Genomic DNA, 24876 nt, shown 5'->3' with positions numbered 1-24876 from the left:
GACATAATGGGCATTATGCCCGCCCCTGCCCACTGGCACACCCCGCCAAGACAAATCCGCCCGTTCGCCCTAGAATGGCGGTAATTTTTTCCGGTGAAGCGATATGAACGACCAGCGCAAAGGCGACCAAGCCGAACCCACCACCCATTTCGGTTACCAGGACGTGCCTGAAAGCCAGAAGGCGAAGAAAGTCGCCGAAGTGTTTCACTCGGTGGCGGCCAAGTACGACCTGATGAACGACGTGCTTTCCGGCGGCATGCACCGCCTGTGGAAGCGCTTCACCATCGAGCTGTCGGGCGTACGCGCCGGTAACCGCGTGCTGGACATCGCCGGCGGTACCGGCGACCTGGCGGCCAAGTTCTCGCGGCTGGTCGGCCCGACCGGACAGGTGGTGCTGGCTGACATCAACGAATCGATGCTCAAGGTTGGCCGTGACCGCCTGCTCGACCGTGGCGTGGCCGGTAATATCGAGTTCGTCCAGGCCGATGCCGAAAAGCTGCCGTTCCCGGACAACCATTTCGACTGCGTGACCATCGCCTTTGGCCTGCGCAACGTCACCCACAAGGACGAAGCCATCCGTTCGATGCTGCGCGTGCTCAAGCCGGGCGGCCGCCTGCTGGTGCTGGAGTTCTCCAAGCCGACCAACAAGCTGATGTCCAAGGCCTACGACGCCTACTCGTTCGCCTTCATGCCCCTGGCCGGCAAGTTGATCACCAACGATGCGGACAGTTACCGCTACCTCGCCGAGTCGATCCGCATGCACCCCGACCAGGAAACGCTCAAGGCCATGATGGTCGACGCCGGTTTCGACCGCGTCACCTACCACAACATGACCAGCGGCATCGTCGCCGTGCACCGGGGAATCAAGCCCTGATGCTGCTGGCCGGGCTGCTCGCCAGCGCCGAACATGGCCTGAACCGCGTCCTGCGCATGGACAGCACGGCCCTGCCACGGCTGGCTGCGCTGGAAGGCAAGGTCATCGAGATCGACTGCCGCCAACCGGCCCTGCAGGTGTTCATCCTGCCCGATGAAGAAGGCCTGATGCTGGCGGCCCACTGGGCGGGCGAGGTCGACTGCAGCCTGCGCGCCCCGGCCGGCAGCCTGGCGCAACTGGCCCTGGCCAGGGACAAGACTGCCGTGCTGCACAGTCCGCAGGTCGAACTGCATGGCGACAGCGCGGTACTGCTTGACCTGTTCGGAGTGCTGCAGGACCTGGAGCTGGACTGGGAACACGAGCTGCAGCGCTGGCTCGGCCCGGTTGCCACGGCCATGCTCGCCGGGCACATCCGCCTGCGCGCACGCTGGACCCTGCAGGGCCTCGCGCGCTTCAGCCAGAACCTCTCCGAATATCTGGCCGAAGAGTCCCGCACCCTGGTCGGCAAGCGCGAAGCCGAAGCGGCCTTCAGCGAACTCGATGCCCTCAAGCTTGATACAGAACGCCTCGAGGCGCGCATCAAGCGCCTCTCCCAATCCCTTGATACCAGCGATAACGCATGAAGCTGCTCGCCGTCCGCCGTCTTTTTCGCATTCAGCGCGTAGTCATCCGGTACCGGCTGGATGACTTGCTGTTCGACTACCCGCTGCCATGGTGGCTGATGAGCCTGCGCCTGCTGATGCCCTGGCGCTGGCTGCCACGCAAGCCATCCGAGCTCAGCCGTGGTGAACGCCTGCGCCTGGCGCTGCAGGACCTTGGGCCTATTTTCATCAAGTTCGGCCAGTTGCTGTCTACCCGCCGCGACTTGCTGCCAACCGACATCGCCGACGAGCTGATGTTGCTACAAGACCGGGTACCGCCATTCGACCCGCAACAGGCCGTGGCGCTGATCGAGGACCAACTCGGCGCCAAGGTGGGTGAGGTATTCAGCCGCTTCGACGTTGAGCCACTGGCATCCGCCTCGGTAGCCCAGGTTCATGCCGCCCGCCTGAAAAGCGGCGAAGAGGTGGTGGTCAAGGTGGTCCGGCCAGGCCTCAAGCCGGTAATCGCCGCTGATATCGCCTGGCTGTTCCTGATCGCCAAAGGCGCCGAGCGGGCTTCTGCCGATGCTCGCCGCCTGCATCCGGTGGAAATCGTCGGTGATTACGAAAAAACCATCTACGACGAACTCGACCTGTTGCGCGAAGCGGCCAACGCCAGCCAGCTACGGCGCAATTTCGAAGGCTCCGAGCTGATGTATGTGCCGCAGGTGTACTGGGACTGGTGCCGGCCCAAGGTCCTGGTGATGGAGCGCATCTACGGCGTCCCGGTAACCGACATGGCGACCCTCGCCGACCAGCGTACCGACATGAAAATGCTCGCCGAGCGCGGCGTGGAAGTATTCTTCACCCAGGTATTCCGCGACAGCTTCTTCCATGCCGACATGCACCCCGGCAACATCTTCGTCAGCACGGTCCGGCCCTGGAGCCCGCAATACATCGCCATCGACTGCGGCATCGTCGGCAGCCTGACGGACGAGGACCAGGACTACCTGGCGCGCAACCTGATCGCCTTCTTCAAGCGTGACTACCGCCGCGTCGCGCAGTTGCACATCGATTCGGGCTGGGTACCCGTGCATACCAAGGTCAACGAATTCGAGGCTGCCATCCGCACCGTGTGCGAGCCAATCTTCGAAAAACCGTTAAAGGATATTTCCTTCGGCCAGGTGCTGATGCGCCTGTTCCAGACCGCCCGGCGTTTCAACATGGAAGTGCAGCCGCAGCTGGTACTGTTGCAGAAAACCCTGCTCAACATCGAGGGCCTGGGCCGTCAGTTGTACCCCGACCTGGATTTGTGGAGCACCGCCAAGCCGTTTCTCGAGCGCTGGATGCGTGAGCGCATGAGCCCGAAAGCCGTGCTTGGCAATATCCACAGCCAGGTCGAACAGCTGCCACACCTGGCCGACATGGCCCGCGACGTGCTCGAACGTCTGTCACAACCGCACCTGCACGACCCGCAACTCCCCGAGCGCCGTCGCCAGGGCGACCGCTGGCCGCTGCGCCTGCTGGGTGCCGGCCTGCTGGGCGGCGGCGCGGTACTGGCCGCGGGAGCCGCCGAGGCAGCCAGCCTGGCCGCCCCGAGCGCCTGGCCGGCCTGGCTGATGCTGGCCGCTGGCCTTTACCTGATCGTGCGCCAATAGCCAGCCGCGCCCATGGCTGGCACACTAGCGCAAAGGGCCCGGCACAGGAGCGGGCCCGCTTTGGAGTCGACGATGAAAGACTGGCTGGACGAGATCAAGTGGAACAGCGAGGGCCTGGTACCGGCGATCGCCCAGGACCACAAGACCGGACGCGTGCTGATGATGGCCTGGATGAACCGCGAATCGCTGGCCCTGACCGCCGCCGAACAGCGTGCCATCTATTGGTCGCGTTCGCGTGGCAAGCTGTGGCGCAAGGGCGAGGAGTCCGGGCATGTGCAGAAGCTGCAGGAAATGCGCCTGGACTGCGATGCCGACGTGGTCATCCTGATGGTCGAGCAACTGGGCCATATCGCCTGCCATACTGGCCGTGAAAGCTGCTTCTACCGTGTTTTCGAAGACGGCCAGTGGAAAACCGTCGACCCGGTCCTGAAAGACCCGGATGCCATCTACAGCGCAGGACACTGACATGAGCGACACCCTCAATCGCCTGGCCGACGTGCTTGAAGAACGCAAGCAAGCGGCGCCCGACAGCTCCTACGTGGCCAGCCTGTACCACAAGGGCCTGAACAAGATTCTGGAAAAGCTCGGCGAAGAATCGGTCGAGACGATCATTGCCGCCAAGGATGCTGCGCTCAGCAAGGATTACAGCGATGTCATCTATGAAACCGCCGACCTGTGGTTTCATAGCCTGGTGATGCTCAGCGCGCTGGGCCAGCATCCGCAAGCCGTGCTCGATGAACTGGAACGCCGCTTCGGGCTGTCCGGGCACGATGAGAAGGCAGCACGCCAGCCCTCTGCCTGATGTATCAAAGGCCTGTGCGAGCGGGCGTGCCCGCTCCCACAGAGGATGCAACACAGATGTCCTGCGCCCACACACAATTTCAGGAGTAAGAAATGGGTATCTTTGACTGGAAACACTGGATCGTCCTGCTGGTCGTCGTGGTCCTGGTGTTCGGCACCAAGAAACTGAAGAATTTCGGCAGCGACCTGGGCGAGTCGATCAAGGGTTTCCGCAAGGCCATGAGCGACGAAGAGAACAAGCCGGCCGAGCAGACCCCACCGCCAGCCCAGCCCGCCCCCCCGGTACAGAACACCGCCCAGCCGAACCAGGCGCATACCATCGAAGGCCAGGCCCAGCCGGTCCAAGAGCCGCAGCGGAAAGACTGACCCATGTTCGGCATCAGTTTCAGCGAGCTGCTGCTCGTCGGCCTGGTCGCCCTGCTGGTGCTCGGCCCCGAGCGCCTGCCCGGTGCCGCACGCACGGCGGGCCTGTGGATCGGTCGGCTCAAGCGCAGCTTCAACAGCATCAAGATGGAAGTGGAGCGCGAAATCGGCGCCGACGAAATCCGTCGCCAACTGCACAACGAGCACATCCTGCAGATGGAAGAGGAAGCCAAACGCATCCTCAACCCGATGACCCCACCGGCACAGCCGCCCGTCACCACTGCAGTCGTGCAGCCCCCCGCCGGGCTTGAAGCCCGGCCAGTCGAGACAGCTGCCGCCCCGGCCACACCTTCCGAACCGCCCCAACCGCCGCGAGCCCCATGAGCGAGAACCCGGAACACGACCAGCCGATGCCGCTGGTATCGCACCTGACCGAACTGCGCACACGCCTGTTGCGCTGCGTTGCTGTCATTTTCCTCATTTTTGCCGGGCTGTTCTCCTTCGCCCAGCAGATCTACACGCTGGTCTCGGCGCCACTGCGCGAGCACTTGCCGGCGAATGCGACGATGATCGCCACCGACGTGGCCTCGCCGTTCCTGACACCGTTCAAGCTGACCATGATCGTCTCGCTGTTCCTGGCGATCCCGTTCATCCTGCAGCAGATCTGGGGCTTCATCGCACCCGGGCTGTACCGTCATGAAAAGCGCATCGCCATCCCGCTGCTGGTATCGAGCATCCTGCTGTTCTACGCCGGCATGGCGTTCGCCTACTTCCTGGTGTTCCCGCTGATCTTCGGTTTCTTCGCCAGTGCCACGCCAGAAGGCGTGTCGATGATGACCGACATCGCCAGCTACCTGGACTTCGTGATGACGCTGTTCTTCGCCTTCGGCGTGGCCTTCGAGATCCCGGTGGCGGTGGTACTGCTGGTGTGGATCGGCGTGGTCGACGTGAAGTACCTGAAGAAGATCCGCCCCTACGTGATCATCGGCTGCTTCGTGGTCGGCATGGTCCTCACTCCGCCGGACATTTTCTCCCAGACCCTGCTCGCTGTACCCATGTGGCTGCTGTTCGAGATCGGCGTGCTGTGCGGCAGCCTGATCCGCAAGCGCAGCGAAGCCGACGATAACCCCGCCAACGACCACAACGACCAGCCGCCAGCGACCCAACCGTGAACCTGTTGCTTCTTGAAGAGGCCGACTTCGTCGCGGCCGACCGCGTCGTTCTTGCTGACCGGCGCTTCACCCACATGCAGGAGATCCACCGCGTGACGGTGGGCGACAATCTGCGCGTGGGCCGTGTCAACGGCCTGATGGGCAAGGCCACGGTGTTGCGCCTGGAAGCTCACGAGGCCGAACTGCAGGTCGTCTTCGATCAGCAGCCACCGGCGAAACTGCCGTTGACCCTGGTGCTGGCCGTTCCCCGCCCGAAAATGCTGCGCCGGCTGTTCCAGACCGTAGCCACCCTGGGCGTACCGCGGCTGATCCTGGTGAACAGCTACAAGGTCGAGAAAAGCTTCTGGCAAACGCCCTTCCTGCACCCCGACAGCATTCGCGAAAACTTCATCCTCGGCCTGGAACAGGCACGTGACACCGTGCTGCCCGAGGTGATCATCGAAAAACGCTTCAAACCGTTCGTCGAAGATCGCCTGCCATCCATCGCCGCAGGCACCTTGGGCTTGGTCGGCCACCCTGGCCCCTACCCCGCCTGCCCACGTGCCGTGGAGCAAGCCGTGACCCTGGCCATCGGCCCGGAGGGTGGCTGGATCCCCTACGAAGTGGAGCTTTTGGGCCAGGCCGGCCTGACCCCGGTGCAACTGGGTGAGCGCATCCTGCGCGTAGAGACCGCTGTGACAGCACTGCTTTCACGAATATTCTGACAAACGGGTCAACTTTTACCCATAAAGTTTCCCTTCCCCGCGCCGATGGCTTTGGCAACAACAACACATTTTCGTGCTGCCAAGCCGGCCAGGGGATTTCACATGTATCAATGGATCGCCCAATCGTTGGGCAACGTGAGCGTCAGTCGCAAACTGGGCCTGGGCTTCGGTCTCGTTCTGCTACTGACCCTGGCCACCACCCTGACTGGCTGGCACGGCATGGACAGCATCGTCGACCGTGGCGACAAGCTGGGCAACATCTCGGGGATCCTGGGATATACCCAGGAACTGCGCATCGCCCGCCAGCAATACCAGCGCCAGCGTGACGATGCTTCGGTGGCAGAGCTGGAAAAAGCCCTGGCCAATCTCGACCGTCAGGTTCAACTGATGCTCACGCAGATCGAACAACCCGCCGACCGCCAGCGCCTGGAGCAACAGCGCGAGGCCGTGCGCGGCTACCAACAGGCATTCAGCGAGCTGAAACAGGCCGGGCAACGCCGCGAGGCCAGCCGCAGCGTGCTTGGCGACACAGCCGACAAGGCCACGGAACTGGTCGGCCGCGTACAGCGTGGCCTGTTGCAAGGTGGCGACATCAGCCAATACCAGTACGCCGTTGAAGTCGGTGCCTTGCTGCAACAGGCGCGCTTCCAGGTACGTGGCTACACCTACAGCGGCAATGCCGATTTCCAGCAAACCGCACTCAAGGCCATCGACCAGGCCCTGGCCGAGTTGCGCGCGCTGCCGGCCAAGGTGCCTGCCGAACATGCCGCCAGCCTGGACGACGCTGCCACTGCCATGGCGGGCTACCGTGACGCGGTAACCCAGTTCGGCAACGCCCAGGCCGCTACCGAGCAGGCCCTGCAAAACATGGTCGCGCACGGTACGGTGCTGTTGCAGACCGGCCAGGCGATGACCGATTCGCAGACTCAGGTACGCAACGCCGGCGCCGCCCAGGCCAAGAGCCTGCTCGCCCTGGCCACCGCGCTAGCCATGGCCCTGGGTTTGCTGGCAGCCTGGATCATCTCCCGGCAGATCATCATCCCGCTGCGCCAGACCTTGCGCGCCGCCGAACGGGTGGCCAGTGGCGACCTGACCCAGCAGCCCCAGGTGCAACGCCGCGATGAACTCGGCCAGCTGCAGGCCAGCATGCAGCGAATGACCCAAGGCCTGCGCGAACTGATCGGCGGCATCGGCGATGGCGTCACGCAGATCGCCAGCGCCGCCGAGGAGCTGTCGGCGGTGACCGAGCAGACCAGTGCCGGGGTCAACAACCAGAAAGTCGAAACCGACCAGGTGGCGACCGCCATGAACCAGATGACCGCTACCGTGCACGAAGTGGCCCGCAATGCCGAGCAGGCCTCGGAAGCCGCGCTGGTAGCCGACCAGCAGGCCCGCGAAGGCGACCGCGTGGTGGGCGAAGCGGTGGCACAGATCGAGCGCCTGGCGGGCGAAGTGGTCAACTCCAGCGAGGCGATGAACCAGCTCAAGGCCGAAAGCGACAAGATCGGCAGCGTGCTCGATGTGATCAAGTCGGTGGCCCAGCAGACCAACCTGCTAGCCCTCAACGCGGCGATCGAGGCCGCCCGTGCCGGCGAGGCCGGGCGTGGCTTCGCCGTGGTTGCCGATGAGGTGCGCAGCCTGGCCCAGCGAACGCAGCAATCGACCGAGGAAATCGAAGAGCTGATCGCCGGCCTGCAGAGCGGCACCCAGCGTGTGGCCAGCGTGATGGACAGTAGCCGCCAGTTGACCGACAGCAGCGTCGAACTGACCCGCCGCGCAGGCAGTTCCCTCGAAACTATTACCCGGACCGTGTCGTCGATCCAGGCGATGAACCAGCAGATCGCCACGGCGGCGGAGCAGCAGACAGCGGTGGCCGAGGAGATCAACCGCAGCGTGATGAACGTGCGGGACATTTCCGACCAGACCTCGGCAGCCAGTGAAGAGACAGCCAGCTCGAGCGTGGAACTGGCGCGGCTGGGTACCCACCTGCAAGGGTTGGTGGGGCGGTTCAAGCTTTGATCTGGTGAATGGGGTAGCCTGTGCTGTTCCCGCGGAGGGACCAGCACAGGCAGATCATTCCTACTAGTTACGGTGAAATTTCCTACCTGATTTTCAGGTCAAGTCCTACACCTCCGCTGCCGATTGGCAGAGGTGTGATGCTGGCACTGCGCCCGCATCCCCTCCCCAATTGCACGGAGACTCACCATGCTCGGCTACCTCAACCGCAAGCTCGGCAACATCAGTGTCGGTGCCAAGCTCGCCCTCGGCTTCGCTGTGGTGTTGCTGCTTACCCTGGCAACCACGATCAGCGGCTGGCGCGCGCTGGATGGCGCCATCGTGCGTTCGCAGCAACTCAGCGAGATAGGCCAGATCAACGACCTGACCAAGGACCTGCGCGCGGAACGCATTACCTACCGCGTCCTCAGCGATGACAGCAGCAAAACGCAGATCAGCCACATCCTCGACCAACTGAACAACAGGCTGACCGCCCTGCAGCAACGCAGCAACGTCGACGAATCCCGGGAAATACTCAGCGAAAAGCTGGCATTGTTGCAGCGGCTGCGTGAAGATTTCAGCGAACTGCAACGCAGCGTCGCCAACCGTACCAGCCTGCGCCAGGCCATGCAGGCCCAGGAGCAGAAACTCAACGACGCGATCGACGAATTGCAGACCCAGGCCTTGCTGAGGATGGGCGCCGACAGCCAGCAAAGAGGCGTGCTCGGCCTGATGGACACGGTAAGCCGGCATATCGACGGTGCCAACCAGCAGAGCCTGGTGCCGGCTTACACCTTCTCCCCTGTCGAGGACTTCGCCAAGGTCGGAAACAGCGCCCTGGCTGCCGCTGACAGCAGCCTTGAACAGTTGCTCAAAGGCCTTGCCCCGCTAGGCTTGCCCCGCGCCCTGACCGAACAGCCGGCGGTCGAACTGGCCAGATACCGCGCCAGCCTGGAGCAGTACCGCCGCGCCGCCGTGCACGTCGAGCAGCTACAGAACAACCTGGAAACAATGGGCGACGAACTGCGTGCCGTAAGCCTGGAACTGGGCAAGCGCAAGATCGAACAACGCGACAGCGAAGCCCTGGCCGCCCGCTCGCTGCTGACCAGCGTGGCACTGCTGGCGCTGGTGGTGGGTGTCCTGGCCAGCTGGTTGATCACCTTGCAGATTACCCAGCCGCTGCGCCAGACGCTGGGCGTGGCTGCGCGGATTGCCAAAGGCGACCTGAGCCAGGTCGAAGCGGTGCAGCGTCGTGACGAGATGGGCCAGTTGCAAGGCAGCATGCGCGACATGACCTTGAGCCTGCGCGAACTGATCGGCGGCATAGACCAAGGCGTCGGCCAGCTGTCACAGGCCGCCTCGGAGCTGGCGACCAGCAGCGAGGATACCAAGCTGCGCATCAACCAGCAGCGCGAGGAAACCGATCAGGTAGCCACCGCCATGAACCAGATGAGCGCCACGGTGCAAGAAGTCGCGCAGAACGCCGAACAGGCCTCGATGGCCGCGACCAATGCCGATCAGCAGGCGCAGATGGGCGACCAGGTGGTGGCCGAGGCCATCGGGCGGATCGAGCAACTGGCCAGGCAGATGGACCATTGCCTGGCGGCCATGCAGCACCTGGCCGGCGAGAGCCAGCGCATCGGCAGCATCCTCGATGTGATCAAGTCGGTGTCCGAACAGACCAACCTGCTGGCCCTGAACGCAGCGATCGAAGCGGCACGGGCCGGTGAAGCCGGGCGCGGTTTTGCCGTGGTGGCCGACGAAGTCCGTGGCCTGGCCCAGCGCACTTCGACAGCGACAGAAGAAATCGGCCAACTGATCGACAGCTTGCATAACGGTACCGATGAAGTGACCCGGCTGCTGGACAACAGCAAGAGCCTGACCGAGCAAAGCGTGGAACTGAGCCGCAGGGCCGGGCATGCGTTGGGCCAGATTACCGACACGGTGTCGAGCATCCAGGGCATGAACCAGCAGATCGCCACGGCCAGTGAAGAACAGAGCGTGGTCGCCGAACAGATCAACCGCAGCGTGCTGAATGTGCGGGACGTTTCGGATCAGACCAGCGCGGCCAGCGAACAGACGGCGACTTCGAGCGGGGAACTGGAGCAGTTGGGGCAACAGCTGCGCGGGATGGTGAGGCGGTTCAGCATGTGAGATTGCCGGGGCTGCTTTGCAGCCCTTTCGCGACACAAGGCCGCTCCTGCCGAGGAACGCGGCCTGTTGCAGGAGCGGCCTTGTGTCGCGAAAGGGGCGCAAAGCGCCGCCCGTGGTTACAGCACCTGACGCAGGAAGGCCTGTGCACGCGGGTCCTTCGGCGCAGCGAAGAACGCCGCTGGCGCCGCGTCCTCCAGCAACTTGCCATGGTCGAAGAACAGCACGCGGTCCGCCACTTCGCGGGCAAAGCCCATCTCATGGGTTACGCAGACCATGGTCATGCCCTCCTGAGCGAGGGTCTTCATCACGTCCAGCACCTCGCCGACCATTTCCGGGTCCAGCGCCGAAGTCGGCTCGTCGAACAACATCACTTTCGGGTCCATGGCCAGGGCGCGGGCGATCGCCACCCGCTGCTGCTGCCCGCCGGACAGGCGTGACGGGTATTCGTTGGCCTTCTGCGCAATGCCGACCTTCTCCAGCAGTGCCCGGGCCTTGGCCTCGCGCTCGGCCTTGTTGCGCTTGCGCACGACTTTCTGCGCCAGGCACAGGTTTTCCAGCACGGTCATGTGCGGAAACAGGTTGAAGTGCTGGAACACCATGCCGACTTCGCGGCGGTAGGCGTTGATGTCGGTCTTCGGGTCGGCCAATTGCAGGCCATCGATGGCCACATGGCCTTCGTCGAAATGCTCCAGGCCGTTGAGGCAGCGCAGGAAGGTCGACTTGCCCGACCCCGACGGGCCGAGCACCACCACCACTTCGCCCTTGGCAACCTGGGTGGTGACGTTATCCACAGCACGTACCACGTGGCCACGGGTGTCGAAGACTTTCAGCAGGTCACGGACTTCAATCACTTTGCGCAAGCCTCCGCTCGAGCCGGCTGGCCAGGTGCGACAGCGGCAGGTTGATCAGCAGGTACAGACCTGCCACGCAGAACCAGATCTCGAAAGTCGAGAACGAGGTGGTGATGGCCTCGCGGCCGCTCTTGGTCAGTTCGGTGATGGCGATCACCGACACCAGCGAGGTGTCCTTGACCAGGCTGATGAACTGCCCGGCCAGAGGCGGCAGCACACGCTTGAACGCCTGCGGCAGGATCACATGACGCATCGACTGGCCCGCGTTCAGGCCTAGCGAGCGCGCGGCTTCGTTCTGGCCCTTGGCGATGGATTGCACACCGGCACGCACGATCTCGGCCACATAGGCGCCTGTGAACAGCGCCAGCGCGGCGACCCCGGCAAACTCGCGGGACAGGTTGAGCACCGTGCCGATGAAGAAGTAGAAGATGAAGATCTGCACCAGCAGCGGGGTACCGCGCACCAGTTCGACATACACCATCGACAGGTCACGCAAGGTCGGGTTGCTGGACAGGCGGCAGAGGCCGGCGAATAGGCCGATCAACAGGCCCAGGGCACCGGACACCACCGAAATCCACAGGGTGGTCCACAGGCCCCAGGCCAGCGGGCCGGCGGCCCAGTGGCGGGTAACACCGATCTGGTCACCTTCCGCGACATCATCGCCGCGGGCCAGCTGCAGGCTGTCCTTGGCCACGTCGAGCACCTGCTCGTCGCCGTTCTCGTCCTTCAGCGTGACGCGGGCGTTATCGCCGGAAATGACGATTTCCTGCACCGTACCGTAACCGGCGGCACGCTGTGCTTCCTCGGCCTTGTAGGCGAAGTACTGCGGGACACGGTTCCAGCGCCACTCGTAGGAAATCATCGAGGTGGCCAGGTACAGGCTGAACGCCAGGCCCACCAGAACCAGGGCGGTCAGCCCATGCCAGGGCCACTGGGCTTTCTTGTGTTTGATCACGTGGGGTACTTCCGTAAATGCGAACGCGCAGGGTTTGCCTGCGCGTCGGGGTCATAAAGCCGGGCTTGTGGCCTGGGCCTTACTCCATTTCCTTCAGCCAGTCCTTGTTCTTGAACCACTTGTCGTGAATACGATCGTAGGTCCCGTCATGCTTGATCTGGTGCAGGAAATTGTTGATGAAGTTGATGCTGTCGTAGTCGCCTTTCTTCAGGCCGAAGGCCAGCGGCTCGTAGGTGAAGGGTTCTTCGAGGAACAGCAGCTTGCCGGCACCGACCTTCTCCACTGCCACGACGTTGTAAGGCGCGTCATAGACGAAGGCATCGGCCTTGCCGTTGACCACGTCCATCACCGCTTCCTGCTCGTTGTCGTAGCCATGGTACTTGGCTTTGCCGATCAGCTTCTTGGCAACCATTTCACCGGTAGTACCCAGCTTGGAAGTCAGGCGGTACTTCTCGTTGTTGAGGTCCTTGTACGACTTGATCTCGCCCGCCAGCTCCTTGCGGATCAGCAGGGTCTGGCCGACCACGATGAAGGGTTCGCTGAAGTTCAGGCGCAGGTTGCGCTCCTGGGTCAGGGTCATGCCGCTGCCGATCATGTCGAACTTGTCGGTCAGCAGGGCCGGGATGATGCCGTCATAGGCGGTGGACACCGGCTCGAACTTGACGCCCATGGACTTGGCCATGGCCTTGAGGATATCGACTTCGAAGCCGATGATCTCGCCACGCTTGTTGGTCATCTGGAACGGCATGTAGGTCGGGTCCATACCCACCCGCAGGGTGCCGCGCTTGACCGCGTCATCGATGGCTCCGGCCTGGGCCGCAGTCACGGCGACCAGGGCGGTGACACCGACCAGCAGTCGCGAAAGGTATTTCTTGATCATCACCAGGTCCCCTAGCAAGAAAAGTAGCGAATCTTATTGTTGGCACGGCCGTACTGGCCGATGCGGCATGTCGGAGAGGGATGCTAACGCATGGCGGCTCTCGGACCTAGAGCCGGCGGGGACTTTGTTGGCCAAAAAAACATCGCGGATAAATCCGCTCCTACAGGGGTAGCCCCGCAGCAGCGGATTTATCCGCGATCGGGATGAATCAGGCGCCGACGAGTGCCGGCTGGCCTTCATTCTCCGGATGCAGCGGCAACAGTGGCGAATGCGGGTCGTTCTTTATCGACGCACGCCACACATCGATCCATGCCGCGTTGTGCTCGGCCCACACTTGCTCATGCAGGCGGCTCAGTGCCACAGGGTCGCTGAGCAGGGCCAGGCGGGTATTGAGATCCAGCCCCTTTGGCCCGACCTCCATCGCCTTGGCCACACGCTCGACACGCAGCGCCTCGATCGGCGCCGCCTGGCCGTGGCGGGCAGTGGCCATGGCGCAGGCCAGGGCGTTCTGCCGCGGGTCGACCACTGCGCGCACGAAGCCGTCATGCAGGGCATGCCAGCGGTTTTCGTGGGTGTACTGGTCAGTGGCCAGCAGCTCCTGCGGCGTGGCGTACTCCTCGGGAATGAGGAACAGCTTTTCGTCCTTGGCCGCCAGCCCCAGGCGGGTGCGGCTGGAAATCACCGAAACCGGGATCGACAGCACCAGCGAACCGACGATTGGCGCCAGCCACCAAAGGAAGCTCGGGTTAAGCCAGGCCACCAGCGCCGCCCAGGCAATACCCAGCAGGGTCTGCGGACCGTGGCGGCGCACGGCTTCGCTCCAGGGCGTGGAGTCGTCGTCACGCTGCGGCGAGTTCCAGGTCGCTGCCCAGCCGAGGAATGCAGCCAGCACGAAGCGGGTGTGGAAGATCATGCGCACCGGCGCCAGCAACATGGAGAACAGCATCTCCATCAGCATCGACAAGGTGACCTTGATCCGCCCACCGAACTCGGTCGCACCCTTGGCCCAGATCAGGATGACGCTGAGCAGCTTGGGCAGGAACAGCAGCACGATGGTGGTGGAGAACAGCGCCACGGCCTTCTCCGGGTGCCACTGCGGCCACAGCGGGTAGAGCTGGTACGGCTCGATGAAGTACTGCGGCTCCATCAACGTGTTGGTCGCCAGCAGCGCGGTCGACAGCACCAGGAACAGGAACCACAACGGCGCCGACAGATACGACATCACCCCGGTCAGAAACACCGCGCGGTGCACCGGGTGCATGCCCTTGACCAGGAACAGGCGGAAGTTCATCAGGTTGCCATGGCACCAGCGGCGGTCGCGCTTGAGTTCGTCGAGCAGGTTCGGCGGCAATTCCTCATAGCTGCCCGGCAGGTCGTAGGCGATCCACACGCCCCAGCCGGCGCGGCGCATCAGTGCGGCCTCGACGAAGTCGTGGGACAGGATCGCCCCGGCGAAGGCGCCCTTGCCCGGCAACGGCGCCAGGGCGCAGTGTTCGATGAACGGCTTCATGCGGATGATCGCGTTGTGGCCCCAGTAGTGCGACTCGCCCAGCTGCCAGAAGTGCAGGCCGGCGGTGAACAGCGGGCCGTACACGCGGGTGGCGAACTGCTGCAGGCGCGCATACAGGGTGTCCATGCCCGAGGCCTTCGGCCCGGTCTGGATGATGCCGGCGTCCGGATTGGCCTCCATCAGGCGCACCAGGCTGCTCAGGCACTCGCCGCTCATGACGCTGTCGGCGTCGAGCACGACCATGTACTTGTACTCGCCACCCCAACGACGGCAGAAGTCGTCGAGATTGCCGCTCTTGCGCTTCACCCGGCGCCGGCGTCGACGGTAGAAGATGCGGCCGAAGCCTTTGGTTTCGCGGCACACGTCCAGCCAGGCCTGTTGCTCGGCCACGGCGATGTCGGTGTCGTTGGTGTCGCTGAGCACGAAGAAGTCGAAGCGATCGAGGTTGCCGCTGGCGGCTACCGACTCGAACGTTGCGCGCAGGCCGGCGAACACCCGCGGAACGTCTTCGTTGCAGATCGGCATCACCAGCGCGGTACGCGCCTCGGGCGCGATCGGCTCATTACCGGCGCTGCTGCCCGAGATCTTGTATTTGTCGCGCCCGGTGAGCAGCTCGAGGAAGCCCATCAGTGCGGTCCAGAAACCTGCCGACACCCAGCAGAACAGGATGCCGAAAAGAACCAGGATGGAGGTCTGCAAGGCGTACGGCCAGACCTGTACCACGGTGTCCCACAGTGGCTGGTTGATGACTTCGTCGAAGTCCACGAACGACCAGCCCTGGTAAGGCAGGATACCCTTCATGTACCAGCCGGCGACGATGGTCTGGCCGATCATCAGCGCCAGCAGGATGTAACGGCGGATCGAGCCGACCGTGCGCCAGCGGGCCGGCGGCAGCTCTCGCTTGGGCGGCTGCGGCGCATTGGCACGGCCGGTCATGCGTCGCCACATGCGGATCAGGACGTTGGTGCGCCATGGCTCGGGCACGACCTTGGTGCGCTTGATCGGCGGGGCGATCTTCAGGCACAGCCGACCGCTGCCGTCGACGCCGAGCATTTCGGCGTCTTCCAGCTCGGCGGCGCTGCCTACGGTCAGGCGCGGGCCCACCGAGGCCTGCACGGCCTCGGCAGAGCTGGCGGCCGGGTTGGCCGCCAGGCGTTGGTGCAGCTCACTGAAGGACGTGCAACTGGCGAGTTCCGCCCGTTGCTCATCGCTCAGTGGTAGGTGGGCCAGATATTCGCGTAGCGATTCCGGCCTTGCGCTTGAGTTACTCATCGGCAGGCAACTGATAGCTCCAGGTCTCGGTCAGCACCTTCTCGGTGGTGGCCGGGGCCCCGTTGGTGGGTGCCGCATCGGCGGCAGGTTGTTCGGCCTTGGCGGCTTTGTCGGCCTTGGCATGCTTGGCTGCAGCCTTGTCCTGCTTGGCATCGGCGGCAGGCTTGGCGGTTTCGACCGGCACGTCACGCACCAGCGCGGCGCGCATTTCGGTCGATTTGTTGGCTTCCTTGACCTTCAGGCGCAGCGTGAGGCGCCAGCCCTTGGTCTCAGGGTTATAGCGCAAGTTGTTCTCCACCACCTCGGCGTTGTCGCCGACGCTGATCTGGCTGCGCACCGCGGTGTCTTCCGGCAAGGCCGCCAGCGTCGGGCCGGCGAAGTCGACCAGGAATGCAACGCTGCCGTCAGGCTGGCGGATCAGGTTGGATTGCTTGACGTCACCGGTGGAGCGCAGGGTCTGCTTGACCCAGCCCAGCTCAGGCGCCTGGAACTTCGGCTCGTCGATGGTCCAGTGCAAACGGTAGGCATACTCGAACGGCTTGCCTGGCTCAGGCAGTTTTTCCGGGCTCCAGAACGCCACGATGTTGTCATTGGTCTCGTCGGCAGTCGGGATTTCGACCAGGTCGACGGTGCCCTTGCCCCAGTCACCCTTCGGCTCGATCCAGGCGCTCGGGCGCTTCTGGTAGTTGTCGTCGAGGTCTTCGTAGTCACTGAATGCGCGCTGGCGCTGCATCAGGCCGAAGCCACGCGGGTTCTCGACGCTGAAGTTGCTGACGGCCAGGTGTTTCGGGTTGTTCAGCGGACGCCACAGCCACTCGCCGTTACCCGCATGGATCGACAGGCCTTCGGAGTCGTGCAGGGCCGGGCGATAGTTGAGGATCTTGGACGGCTGGTTGGGGCCAAACAGGTACATGCTGGTCAACGGGGCGATGCCCAGGCGGCTGACGTGGTCACGCAGGAACACGCGGGACTGCACATCGACCACCGTGTCGTTGCCCGGGCGCAGGGTCAGCTTGTAGGCGCCAGTGGAACGTGGCGAGTCCAGCAGTGCGTAGATCACCAGGTGCTTGTCGGCCGGCTTGGGCTTCTCGACCCAGAACTCGGTGAAGCGCGGGAATTCCTCACCCGACGGCAGCGCCGTGTCGATGGCCAGGCCACGGGCCGACAGGCCGTACACGTGGCCCTTGCCGACCACACGGAAATAGCTGGCGCCAAGCAGGGTCATGATCTCGTCCTGCTTGTCGGCCTTGTTGATCGGGTACAGCACGCGGAAACCGGCGTAACCCAGGTTCTTGGTGGTTTCCGGGTCGTGCGGCACGTCACCGAACTCGAAGCGGCTCGGGTCGTACTTGATTTCCTCGACCTTGGTGGCGGTGACCTGGTTGATCTTCACCGGTGTGTCGAAGTGCATGCCCTGGTGATAGAACGACAGCTTGAACGGGGTCTTGTCCTTGGCCCATTCGGCCTTTTCCTGCAGGAAATGGATCTTCTGGTAGTCCGCGAACTTCATGTCGCGGAACACCGCCGGCAGATTGCTTTTCGGTGCTTCGTACTTCTGGCCGGCCAGATCCTTTGCCTTGGCTGCAACATCGTCAAGATTGAATGCCCACAGCTGGCCCGCGCTCATCAGGCCGACCACTGCCACGCCGGCCATCAAGGCCTTGCGTAACCGAACACCGGGGATTCTTGATGCATTTTGGGGACTAACAATCACGAGCAACCCTCGCCGAAAACAGATCATGAAACCAACGGCCAGCGACAAATGCCGGGTTGGCGAGCACTGTTCGGACCCCGTGAGGGCGTAATGATTCCCCAAACGGATCCAGACAATGCTCGAGTCAGAGTGAAACGAACCTGCGAACGCAGGTCCATGCAGCGCGCGATTATCCAGCAGGTCGCGTTACAACGCATCAGGCTGGAACAACTATTTATCGTACAAAACCCCTTGTTTTCCTGTGAACACGGGGTTTTTCGACCTCATATTTGTAACATAAATGTTACGGGGCCATCATTGACCAGATGCACCTGCATATCCGCGCCGAATTGCCCACTCGCGACGTCCCCATGCAAGGCCTTCGCCTGCTGCAGAAGATAGTCGAACAATTCGGCGCCAAGGGCCGGTGGTGCCGCCGTCGAGAAGCTCGGGCGCATGCCATTGCGGGTGTCCGCTGCCAGGGTGAATTGGGAAACCAGCAACAGCCCGCCGCCAACATCCTTCAGCGACAGGTTCATCTTGCCCTGCTCATCGCTGAACACCCGGTAGTTCAACAGTTTGTGCAACAGCTTGTCGGCCTGTTCACGTGAATCTCCAGGTTCGACCGCCACCAGCACCAGCAACCCCCGGTCAATGGCGCCGACGACTTCCCCGGCCACTTCGACCCGTGCGCCACGCACACGCTGTAGCAGGCCCTTCATGCTTCTTCCAGGGGCAGGTCGAGCAAGCGCCGAGCCATCTGGTCGGCAGCACGCACCAGGGCATCGGTGATACCAGGCTCGGAGGCCGCGTGGCCGGCGTCGCGGATCACCTTCAGCTCACTGTTCGGCCAGGCTTGATGCAGCGCCCAGGCGTTGTCCAGCGGGCAGATCACGTCGTAACGACCGTGCACGATCACCGCCGGCAGGTGGGCGATCTTCGGCATGTCGCGGATCAGCTGGTCCGGCTCGAGGAAGGCATTGTTCATGAAGTAGTGGCATTCGATACGGGCAATCGACAAGGCGCGTTGCGGCTCGGAGAAGCGGTCGACCACCAGCGGGTTGGGCCGCAGGGTGGCAGTGCGGCCTTCCCAGGTCGACCAGGCCTTGGCGGCATGCATCTGGGCGATCTGGTCGTTGCCGGTCAGGCGCTTGTGGAAAGCCGCGACCAGGTCGCCACGTTCTTCCGGCGGGATAGGCGCGATGTAGTCCTGCCAGTAGTCGGGGAACAGGCGGCTGGCGCCCTCCTGGTAGAACCAGTGAATTTCCTGGGGACGGCACAGGAAGATGCCGCGCAGGATCAGGCCGTGCACCCGCTCGGGGTGTTTCTGGGCGTAGGCCAGGGCCAGGGTCGAACCCCACGAGCCGCCGAACAGCACCCATTTGTCTATCCCGAGGTGCTCGCGGATACGCTCCAGGTCCTCGACCAGATGCCAGGTGGTGTTGTTCTCCAGGCTCGCGTGCGGCGTGGAGCGGCCGCAGCCGCGCTGGTCGAAGGTGATGATGCGGTACAGCGTGGGGTCGAAGTAGCAGCGGCTCTGGGCGTCGCAGCCGGCCCCCGGGCCACCGTGGATGAACACCACCGGCAGACCTTCTGGCGAGCCGCTTTCGTCGACATACAGCACATGCGGCGCTTCCACGGCCAGATCGTGCCGGGCGTAGGGTTTGATCTGCGGGTACAGGGTCTGCATTGCGCACTCCGTGTGAGGATTATTCGGCCGTGGGCCATCATAAACCTGAATTGCGCTTTCAGCACCGTCCTCTCTGACACGTCCGCCGCGCAGCGCCAGACATATCTACCTCCCACAGGCCAGACACCCCGCTGATAGTCCCTTGCCCTATCATGCGAGGCCGCCAACATGCCAAACCCAGCGCTTTCCCAGCCTGGCGCTCATTACGCCACCATCGAACGCAAGATCCCCGCCTGGCTCAAGCTTGCCCCGCCCGAAACCCATCGTGCGATGCGCAACTGGCAGCAGGCCCCCGCCTGGCTGTCGGCAGCCATCCAGCAGCAACCGGAAGTCGCCAGGGCCTGGCAAAAAGAACATGCACGGCACCGCGAGCACCAGGCGCAGGTGCAAAAACTGTTCGAGCAGCTACCTGACCTGGAAACCTACGCCAGCGAAATGCTGACCGAGGCGATCAGGCAGCGCTTCGGGCTTGATCTGGACGTGCGCAACACGTACCTGGTCGATGCCCGCCTGATCGATAGCCGTAACGCGATAGACAGCCGTCAGGCGATCGATCGGGCCACCCGTTCGCTGCTGCACTGCGCGCTGCACAACTTCGACCAGGCCGCCGCTGCGGAGCACGGCATGGATGCGCCTGATGCCTTGCTGAAGAAGTCAGTCATCCTCGATCACCGCCGCTTCATGGGCACGGTGCCGATCACCAATACGGTAGACCTCACCGCCGAAGCGTTTGCCGACTTGTGTCGCACGCTGGATATCGGCGGCAAGTACCATGAGCAGGTGCATGCCATCTACTACCCGACGGGCATGCCGCGAGCAGACGCCGACCAAGCCGCACTGGCCATCTATGAAACCTTGGGGCGGGCCGAGGTTTCGGCGTTCAGGCAAACGCTGCATTTCGCCCGGCTCAAAGGGGACATCAGCGAAACGCTGTACGCCGCCGCCCTTGCCGCGCCACTTGACCAGGCGCCATCGGCCAACTCGACAGTAACGTTCAGCTTGCTCGATTTGTGGGAGGCGGAACTGACCGGCGTCGTGCTCCTCACGCTGCAGGCAGCCGATCGCCAGGCCGTGGCCCTGTATATCCCGCAAGACAGTACGCGACCCCTGAAGGAGTTCACCAGCCAGGAAGCCTTGCTGGCCGAGCTCGGCGAAAGGTTGCAGGCCGATATCCACTACCTGGACAAACACATCTGCGACCGTGACAAACCGTCCGTTATCGCCCGCCTCAAGGACCGACTCACACCACTGAGCTGGAGTACCCGAGGGATCCGAGAGCCTGTTGCGGACCTGCATGCCACCCTGTATCCGGTCACAAAGCCCTTCGGCCATGCGTTCCAGGGCGTCATGGCTTTCCAGAAAGCCCAGCGCCATGAAAAGGATGTGCTGTTCCATGCCGTGCCAACCGAGATCGTCGACCGGCGCACAGCGCAGGCGCACCGGGAGCTGGTAGCGGGGCGTGTGTTGACCGCCTTGAACATCGCCGGGTTCTTCGTACCCGGGCTGGGTGAGGCGATGCTGGCCGTGTGCGTGACCCAACTGGCCTGCGAGGTGTATGACGGCATCGAGGCCTGGCAAAACGACGAACGCGACATCGCCTTTGGTTACCTGGTCGATGTAGTCGAAAACGTAGCGCTCATGACGGCGCTCAGCGCGGCAGCCAAAGCCTTGAAGGGCGCAAAGGGCGGTGAGGCCGGCGCGGCCGTGGAAGAGCAGGCGATCGGTAACAGCGATGATGAAGAGCCAGAAATAGAGCGTATTCCAGTGGAAACGCCTTCATTCATCGAGGAACTGGAAGAAGTGGAAACAGCCGATGGCCAGGCTCGCCTGTGGAAACCCGACCTGGCACCCTATCGGAGCACCGAGAGACTACCCGAAGGCATCGAAGCAGACGCGCTCGGCCTGCGCCAGCACAACGGCAGGCGCTGGTTGGTTCTGCAAGGCGACCAGTACGTCGTCGAGCAGTCCGCGGCAACCGGCGAGTATCGCCTGCAACACCCGCAAAACCCCCGCCGTTATCAACCACCATTGCGGCACAATGGTGCCGGGGCCTGGCTGCTCAGCACGGATCGACCGCTGAGTTGGTCAGGCATGCAGCTGTTGCGCCGTATCGGCCACCTGAACGCGCATTTCGACGAGACGACGCTGCAACGCATCGTGGCCCTCAGCGGCAGCGACGAAAACCAATTGCGCCGGGCCTTGGCGAACAACCAGCGGCTGCCAGCCTTGCTCGAAGACACCCTGCAACGCTTCAGACTGGACGACAGCCTCCGCCAGCTACCTGACACCAGCACTCGCTCTGTCGAATTTCACAGGGCTTACACCGCCTTGCCGATCGCACTGGCACCGGGCGCCGAAGCCCTCCAGCGGGTGTATCCACAACTGCCGGCAGTGGTTGCCAACGAACTGGCCCGCGCCGCCAGTAGCAGCGAACTGCAGATGCTTGGCAACGGCAAGGTGCCCATGCGCCTGAGCGAAGAAATCCGCATCTACCGGCAGCAGATCCGCCTTACCCGCGCCTACGAAGGGCTGTACCTGTCGTGCGTGCCGAACTGGGATAGCGACCGGTTGATCGTGCACACCCTGGCGCAGCTACCGGGCTGGCCTGCCGAAACCCGGGTACGCCTGCTGCAGCGCATGTCGTGGCCGGCCGAGGACTATGAGCTGGGCCCGCTGGAGGGGCGCCCGTACAACACCATTACCCACGCCGAGGCAGGCTACATCGTTCACGACGATGGCCAGCCGGGTGCAGCCATCAACCTCTACCCGAACCTTTACGCCGCCTTGTACAAGGCGCTGCCGGCAGTCATGAAAGAAATGGATATCGCCGACCAGCAGGCGCTCGAGCAACTGGTACAGGAAAGCCCATTGCTACCCCGCCCGGCACTGAGGGCGCTTCTGCGCATGCAGCCGGTGCGCCCCGGCTACCGCTCGCCCATGCGCCTGGCAGATGGCCGCCTGGGCTACCCGCTCAGTGGCGGCGGCGCAGCCGCACAAGGCGTCACCCGCCAGCGCCTGCTCGAAGCGGTCGAAGCCACAGGGCTGGCCACAGGTACCGGGCGCTCGGCGGACCAGGTGCTGCTGACGCTTTCCAGCACCGGCCGCTCGCCACAGCAGATCCTCGGACATTTGCAGGTATTGCTGGAGCAGCGCAATGAACTGCTGAGCCGCCTGGAAGACTGGAGCGAAGCCATTACACCGACAAACGACCAGGCCGCACGCGACTACGACAGCCTGCGTGAATCGATCCTGCAACACTGGTACGACGTCGCGCTGGATGAAGGCGCCGGGCAGAACACCGAACTACGCATTACCCGCGTCCCTCTGGCCGATGTCCCATTGACGCTGCCCGACTTCTTCACTGCCCGCGTGCGCAGGCTGAGCCTGGTCGACCTGCCATCAGGAACCCTGGCAGGTTGGGCACAGAACGAGCGCTTGCTGCAACGCCTGCTCAGCCAGATGCCACAGATCGAGTCACTGGAAATCAGCCGAGCTTATGACCCCAGGGCAACGCCCTCCTCCTTCATGTTCAGCATTCCTACCATCACCGCAAGCTTGCCCGGCCTGCAGCGGCTGGCGTTGACCAACCAGAACATCGCGCTATCCGACAGCGACCTGAACCTGTTGTCAGGCCTTGGCCAGTTGAGGTACCTGGACTTGAGCGGTAATCGGCTGGCGCAGAACAACAGCCCCAGTTTCCACGAGCTGACCCTGGACTACCTGGGCCTTAACCAGATGCAATTGTCCCAATGGCCGATCGGCATTGGCAGTGATGCCCTTGGCCGCATCGCCCACCTGTCCCTGCGCGACAACAACCTCAGGACCTTGCCATCGTTCCTGCTGCATGAAGCTGAAACCCTCACGGCCCCGCCGGTCATCTCGCTGCAGGGCAACAGCATCAATGAAAGCCATTTGCAGCGTTTGCTGTTGAATGAGCATGTCGACATGTCCGGGATCACCACGGACCAACCCGCCGCGCTGGCCGAACAACTCACCCGGATCCGCAATGAGCGACAGCAGATGCGTGATGCAATCGATGGCTGGGCCCACGCCTCCAGTTCAAGCAACCCGCTCACCCAGGAAGCCTTGGCGGACCGGCAACGCATCGGCACCGCGATCAGTGAGTTCTGGCAACAGCAGGAGCGCGGGCAACAGTTCCTGCGCCTGCAACTCGAAGATGTGGCCATCGAGCATTTCCCCCGACGGCTTCCAGCGTTTTTCGGCGAGCGCGTACGGGCAATGACCCTGACCCGTTTGCGAGGCAGCGCTGCGCAGCTCGATGAGTTGCTGCGCCGCTTTCCCAATGTCACCCGGTTGACCATCGATGCCCATCAGGCAGCCACTCCGGAGCTGGCCTCCGCCCTGGCGCGCGTCCCCCGACTTACCTACCTGGAGTTCCGCAACATGGGCCTGGAAATCGACCAGTCCGTGCTCGAGATTTTCGCGGGGTTGGAGCATCTCAGCTCGATCGACCTTTCCGGCAACCGTGTGGGCATCATCAACCGGGTGCCCGCACAGCTGTCCCGCAACCTGCAGACACTGTCGCTGAGCAACATGAACCTGCAGACCTGGCCAAGCTGGTGCGACAGCCTGCTGCCCCTCGAGCTGCTGGACCTGAGTTCGAACAATATCAGCCAGTTGCCCGAGCACATCCTGACGACCCTGAACGATCCGATGCCGATCTCATCCATCGCGCTTTTCGATAACCCATTACCACTCGATACCATCCTGCGCGTGCGGGCATTCTCGGACAGCCAGCACAGCTACTCCTTCGCCCTGGATATCCCCGGCAACCTGCTGCTTGTCGACTCCTCGAGCGAAGGCTCCCTCGATCACCCTCACTTCCCGCTGCTCGGCGACGATACACCCAGGCTCGAAGACTGGATGCTCGGCAACGCGGCGCAGAACGAGGCCTTGCAAGACTGCTGGGAACAACTCGAAGGCAGTGACCTGTTACGCCTGGTAGGCCGTTTGCACAATGCGGCCCCATACGTCGACCCAAACACGCGCACCACCTTCTGCGAGCGGGTACGACTGATGCTGGTTGTGGCTGCGAGCAACGAAACCGAACGCCCGGTCATGGAAGGCATCGCCGCAGCAGCATTGCCCGACCCGGAAACCGGCTCGCAAACCTGCCATGATGGCGCGCTGCAAGAATTCAACAACATCGAACTGTACCTGATGAGCCAGCGCCTGCTGACAGAGGCTGGCGATAGCCTGCAAGCCCTGCGTCGTCGCCTGTTGCAACTGTTCCGGATGGAACAGCTGGACTTGCTGGCCAACCAACGGTCCCGCCCGGGCGACCTGGTTTCGGTGCGCCTGGCCTACCGCCGCGGGCTGGCCAGGGAGCTGGACTTGCCGATCGCCGATAGCATGCGTTTTCGTGGCGCGGCAAACCTGGCGAGTGACGAACTCTCCAGCGTGCTGGAAAAGGTTCGCCAGAATGAACTGAGCGACGCGCTGGTGGATTTCATGCTGGCGAATGCCGACTGGACCGCACGCTTGCGAGCCGAGTTCAGCGAACGCTTCGCCGAAATCGAAGCCCGCTTCCGCCTGCGTGTGCTTGAACTGGCCAGCAAGGACCACGCACTTGAGCACGAGCTGAAACTGCAGCAGGGCCTGCAAGACGACAAGGAGCAAGAGGAACAGGAGTTATTGCGCGAACTTACTATCGCGCAAGTCAACACCAATTGACGCTTGCGGACGGGCGACGCGTATGCCTG

The 24876-nt window shown here is 63.3% G+C and carries 19 protein-coding genes and 2 pseudogenes; 14 read left to right on the top strand and 7 right to left on the bottom strand.

Annotated elements, in window-relative coordinates:
* Positions 1–103 precede the first annotated feature (103 nt).
* The 13 genes and pseudogenes from ubiE (at position 104) to ACVWZT_RS10860 (ending at position 10302) form a co-directional block, all read left to right on the top strand.
* Positions 104–874 (top strand): bifunctional demethylmenaquinone methyltransferase/2-methoxy-6-polyprenyl-1,4-benzoquinol methylase UbiE, encoded by a 771-nt coding sequence (ubiE, locus tag ACVWZT_RS10920; protein WP_225779533.1) that lies wholly within the window; start codon positions 104–106, stop codon positions 872–874.
* Positions 874–1497 carry a ubiquinone biosynthesis accessory factor UbiJ gene (locus ACVWZT_RS10915; protein ID WP_296235145.1) on the top strand — a complete coding sequence of 208 codons (624 nt, stop codon included), beginning with the start codon at positions 874–876 and terminating at the stop codon, positions 1495–1497. The genes ubiE and ACVWZT_RS10915 overlap by 1 nt, the downstream gene beginning before the upstream one ends.
* Positions 1494–3113 (top strand): ubiquinone biosynthesis regulatory protein kinase UbiB, encoded by a 1620-nt coding sequence (ubiB, locus tag ACVWZT_RS10910; protein WP_457469299.1) that lies wholly within the window; start codon positions 1494–1496, stop codon positions 3111–3113. The genes ACVWZT_RS10915 and ubiB overlap by 4 nt, the downstream gene beginning before the upstream one ends.
* Before the next feature lie 72 nt (positions 3114–3185).
* Positions 3186–3578, top strand: a complete 393-nt coding sequence (gene hisI / locus ACVWZT_RS10905; protein WP_296232807.1) for a phosphoribosyl-AMP cyclohydrolase — start codon at positions 3186–3188, stop codon at positions 3576–3578.
* A 1-nt stretch (position 3579) separates the two neighbouring features.
* Positions 3580–3915: a phosphoribosyl-ATP diphosphatase gene (locus ACVWZT_RS10900; protein ID WP_296232806.1), complete on the top strand. Its 336-nt coding sequence runs from the start codon at positions 3580–3582 to the stop codon at positions 3913–3915.
* A 92-nt stretch (positions 3916–4007) separates the two neighbouring features.
* On the top strand, positions 4008–4280 hold the full coding sequence (locus ACVWZT_RS10895; protein ID WP_457469295.1) for a twin-arginine translocase TatA/TatE family subunit: 273 nt from the start codon (positions 4008–4010) through the stop codon (positions 4278–4280).
* A 3-nt stretch (positions 4281–4283) separates the two neighbouring features.
* Positions 4284–4661 (top strand): Sec-independent protein translocase protein TatB, encoded by a 378-nt coding sequence (gene tatB / locus ACVWZT_RS10890; RefSeq protein WP_296232804.1) that lies wholly within the window; start codon positions 4284–4286, stop codon positions 4659–4661.
* Entirely contained in the window at positions 4658–5449 is a 792-nt protein-coding gene (gene tatC, locus ACVWZT_RS10885) for a twin-arginine translocase subunit TatC (RefSeq protein WP_296232803.1), read from the top strand. Before tatB ends, tatC begins: the two co-directional genes overlap by 4 nt.
* Positions 5446–6153, top strand: a complete 708-nt coding sequence (locus ACVWZT_RS10880; RefSeq protein WP_457469293.1) for a 16S rRNA (uracil(1498)-N(3))-methyltransferase — start codon at positions 5446–5448, stop codon at positions 6151–6153. Before tatC ends, ACVWZT_RS10880 begins: the two co-directional genes overlap by 4 nt.
* A gap of 45 nt (positions 6154–6198) precedes the next feature.
* Positions 6199–7317: pseudogene (locus ACVWZT_RS10875) on the top strand (methyl-accepting chemotaxis protein); the annotation flags it as partial.
* A complete protein-coding gene (locus ACVWZT_RS10870; RefSeq protein ID WP_457472056.1) occupies positions 7300–8172 on the top strand; it encodes a methyl-accepting chemotaxis protein in 873 nt (290 codons plus the stop codon). The pseudogene ACVWZT_RS10875 and the gene ACVWZT_RS10870, both read left to right, overlap by 18 nt.
* A gap of 186 nt (positions 8173–8358) precedes the next feature.
* Positions 8359–9399 (top strand): annotated as a pseudogene (locus ACVWZT_RS10865) (methyl-accepting chemotaxis protein); the annotation flags it as partial.
* 9 nt (positions 9400–9408) lie between these two features.
* Positions 9409–10302 carry a methyl-accepting chemotaxis protein gene (locus tag ACVWZT_RS10860; protein WP_457472054.1) on the top strand — a complete coding sequence of 298 codons (894 nt, stop codon included), beginning with the start codon at positions 9409–9411 and terminating at the stop codon, positions 10300–10302.
* Positions 10303–10418: 116 nt separating this feature from the next.
* On the opposite strand, the gene ACVWZT_RS10855 is transcribed toward ACVWZT_RS10860, so the two are convergent.
* The 7 genes from ACVWZT_RS10855 to pip all read right to left on the bottom strand — a co-directional run bounded on the left by ACVWZT_RS10855 (position 10419) and on the right by pip (position 19153).
* Positions 10419–11153, bottom strand: coding sequence for an amino acid ABC transporter ATP-binding protein (locus ACVWZT_RS10855; RefSeq protein WP_296232823.1), 735 nt, complete (start codon positions 11151–11153; stop codon positions 10419–10421).
* Entirely contained in the window at positions 11146–12108 is a 963-nt protein-coding gene (locus ACVWZT_RS10850; RefSeq protein ID WP_457469291.1) for an amino acid ABC transporter permease, read from the bottom strand. Before ACVWZT_RS10850 ends, ACVWZT_RS10855 begins: the two co-directional genes overlap by 8 nt.
* A 79-nt stretch (positions 12109–12187) precedes the next feature.
* On the bottom strand, positions 12188–12985 hold the full coding sequence (locus tag ACVWZT_RS10845; RefSeq protein WP_457472051.1) for a transporter substrate-binding domain-containing protein: 798 nt from the start codon (positions 12983–12985) through the stop codon (positions 12188–12190).
* Positions 12986–13196: 211 nt separating this feature from the next.
* Complete coding sequence (gene mdoH, locus ACVWZT_RS10840; protein ID WP_296232796.1) at positions 13197–15770, bottom strand: glucans biosynthesis glucosyltransferase MdoH; 2574 nt, start codon at positions 15768–15770, stop codon at positions 13197–13199.
* The gene (locus tag ACVWZT_RS10835) at positions 15763–17484 is read right to left on the bottom strand and encodes a glucan biosynthesis protein G (protein ID WP_296232795.1); all 1722 of its coding nucleotides are present in this window, start codon (positions 17482–17484) and stop codon (positions 15763–15765) included. Before ACVWZT_RS10835 ends, mdoH begins: the two co-directional genes overlap by 8 nt.
* Positions 17485–17747: 263 nt before the next feature.
* Complete coding sequence (gene dtd, locus ACVWZT_RS10830) at positions 17748–18185, bottom strand: D-aminoacyl-tRNA deacylase (RefSeq protein ID WP_296232794.1); 438 nt, start codon at positions 18183–18185, stop codon at positions 17748–17750.
* Complete coding sequence (gene pip, locus ACVWZT_RS10825) at positions 18182–19153, bottom strand: prolyl aminopeptidase (protein WP_296232793.1); 972 nt, start codon at positions 19151–19153, stop codon at positions 18182–18184. Before pip ends, dtd begins: the two co-directional genes overlap by 4 nt.
* A 168-nt stretch (positions 19154–19321) precedes the next feature.
* On the opposite strand from pip, the gene ACVWZT_RS10820 reads away from it, so the two are divergent.
* A complete protein-coding gene (locus tag ACVWZT_RS10820) occupies positions 19322–24847 on the top strand; it encodes a dermonecrotic toxin domain-containing protein (RefSeq protein ID WP_457469288.1) in 5526 nt (1841 codons plus the stop codon).
* Positions 24848–24876: the final 29 nt, after the last annotated feature.

The sequence above is a fragment of the Pseudomonas sp. TE21394 genome, from assembly GCF_054057835.1.
The sequence above is the reverse complement of the archived record's forward strand: the minus strand, read 5'-3'. Positions and strand labels throughout refer to the sequence as shown.

Bases quoted from the DNA above. Each gene is read 5' to 3' on its own strand.
- hisI (WP_296232807.1), top strand. From the start codon at position 3,186: ATGAAAGACTGGCTGGACGAGATCAAGTGGAACAGCGAGGGCCTGGTA.
- ubiB (WP_457469299.1), top strand. From the start codon at position 1,494: ATGAAGCTGCTCGCCGTCCGCCGTCTTTTTCGCATTCAGCGCGTAGTC.
- dtd (WP_296232794.1), bottom strand. From the start codon at position 18,185: ATGAAGGGCCTGCTACAGCGTGTGCGTGGCGCACGGGTCGAAGTGGCC.
- mdoH (WP_296232796.1), bottom strand. From the start codon at position 15,770: ATGAGTAACTCAAGCGCAAGGCCGGAATCGCTACGCGAATATCTGGCC.
- ACVWZT_RS10915 (WP_296235145.1), top strand. From the start codon at position 874: ATGCTGCTGGCCGGGCTGCTCGCCAGCGCCGAACATGGCCTGAACCGC.
- ubiE (WP_225779533.1), top strand. From the start codon at position 104: ATGAACGACCAGCGCAAAGGCGACCAAGCCGAACCCACCACCCATTTC.
- ACVWZT_RS10860 (WP_457472054.1), top strand. From the start codon at position 9,409: ATGGGCCAGTTGCAAGGCAGCATGCGCGACATGACCTTGAGCCTGCGC.
- ACVWZT_RS10895 (WP_457469295.1), top strand. From the start codon at position 4,008: ATGGGTATCTTTGACTGGAAACACTGGATCGTCCTGCTGGTCGTCGTG.
- ACVWZT_RS10820 (WP_457469288.1), top strand. From the start codon at position 19,322: ATGCCAAACCCAGCGCTTTCCCAGCCTGGCGCTCATTACGCCACCATC.
- tatB (WP_296232804.1), top strand. From the start codon at position 4,284: ATGTTCGGCATCAGTTTCAGCGAGCTGCTGCTCGTCGGCCTGGTCGCC.
- tatC (WP_296232803.1), top strand. From the start codon at position 4,658: ATGAGCGAGAACCCGGAACACGACCAGCCGATGCCGCTGGTATCGCAC.
- pip (WP_296232793.1), bottom strand. From the start codon at position 19,153: ATGCAGACCCTGTACCCGCAGATCAAACCCTACGCCCGGCACGATCTG.
- ACVWZT_RS10900 (WP_296232806.1), top strand. From the start codon at position 3,580: ATGAGCGACACCCTCAATCGCCTGGCCGACGTGCTTGAAGAACGCAAG.
- ACVWZT_RS10870 (WP_457472056.1), top strand. From the start codon at position 7,300: ATGCAGCGAATGACCCAAGGCCTGCGCGAACTGATCGGCGGCATCGGC.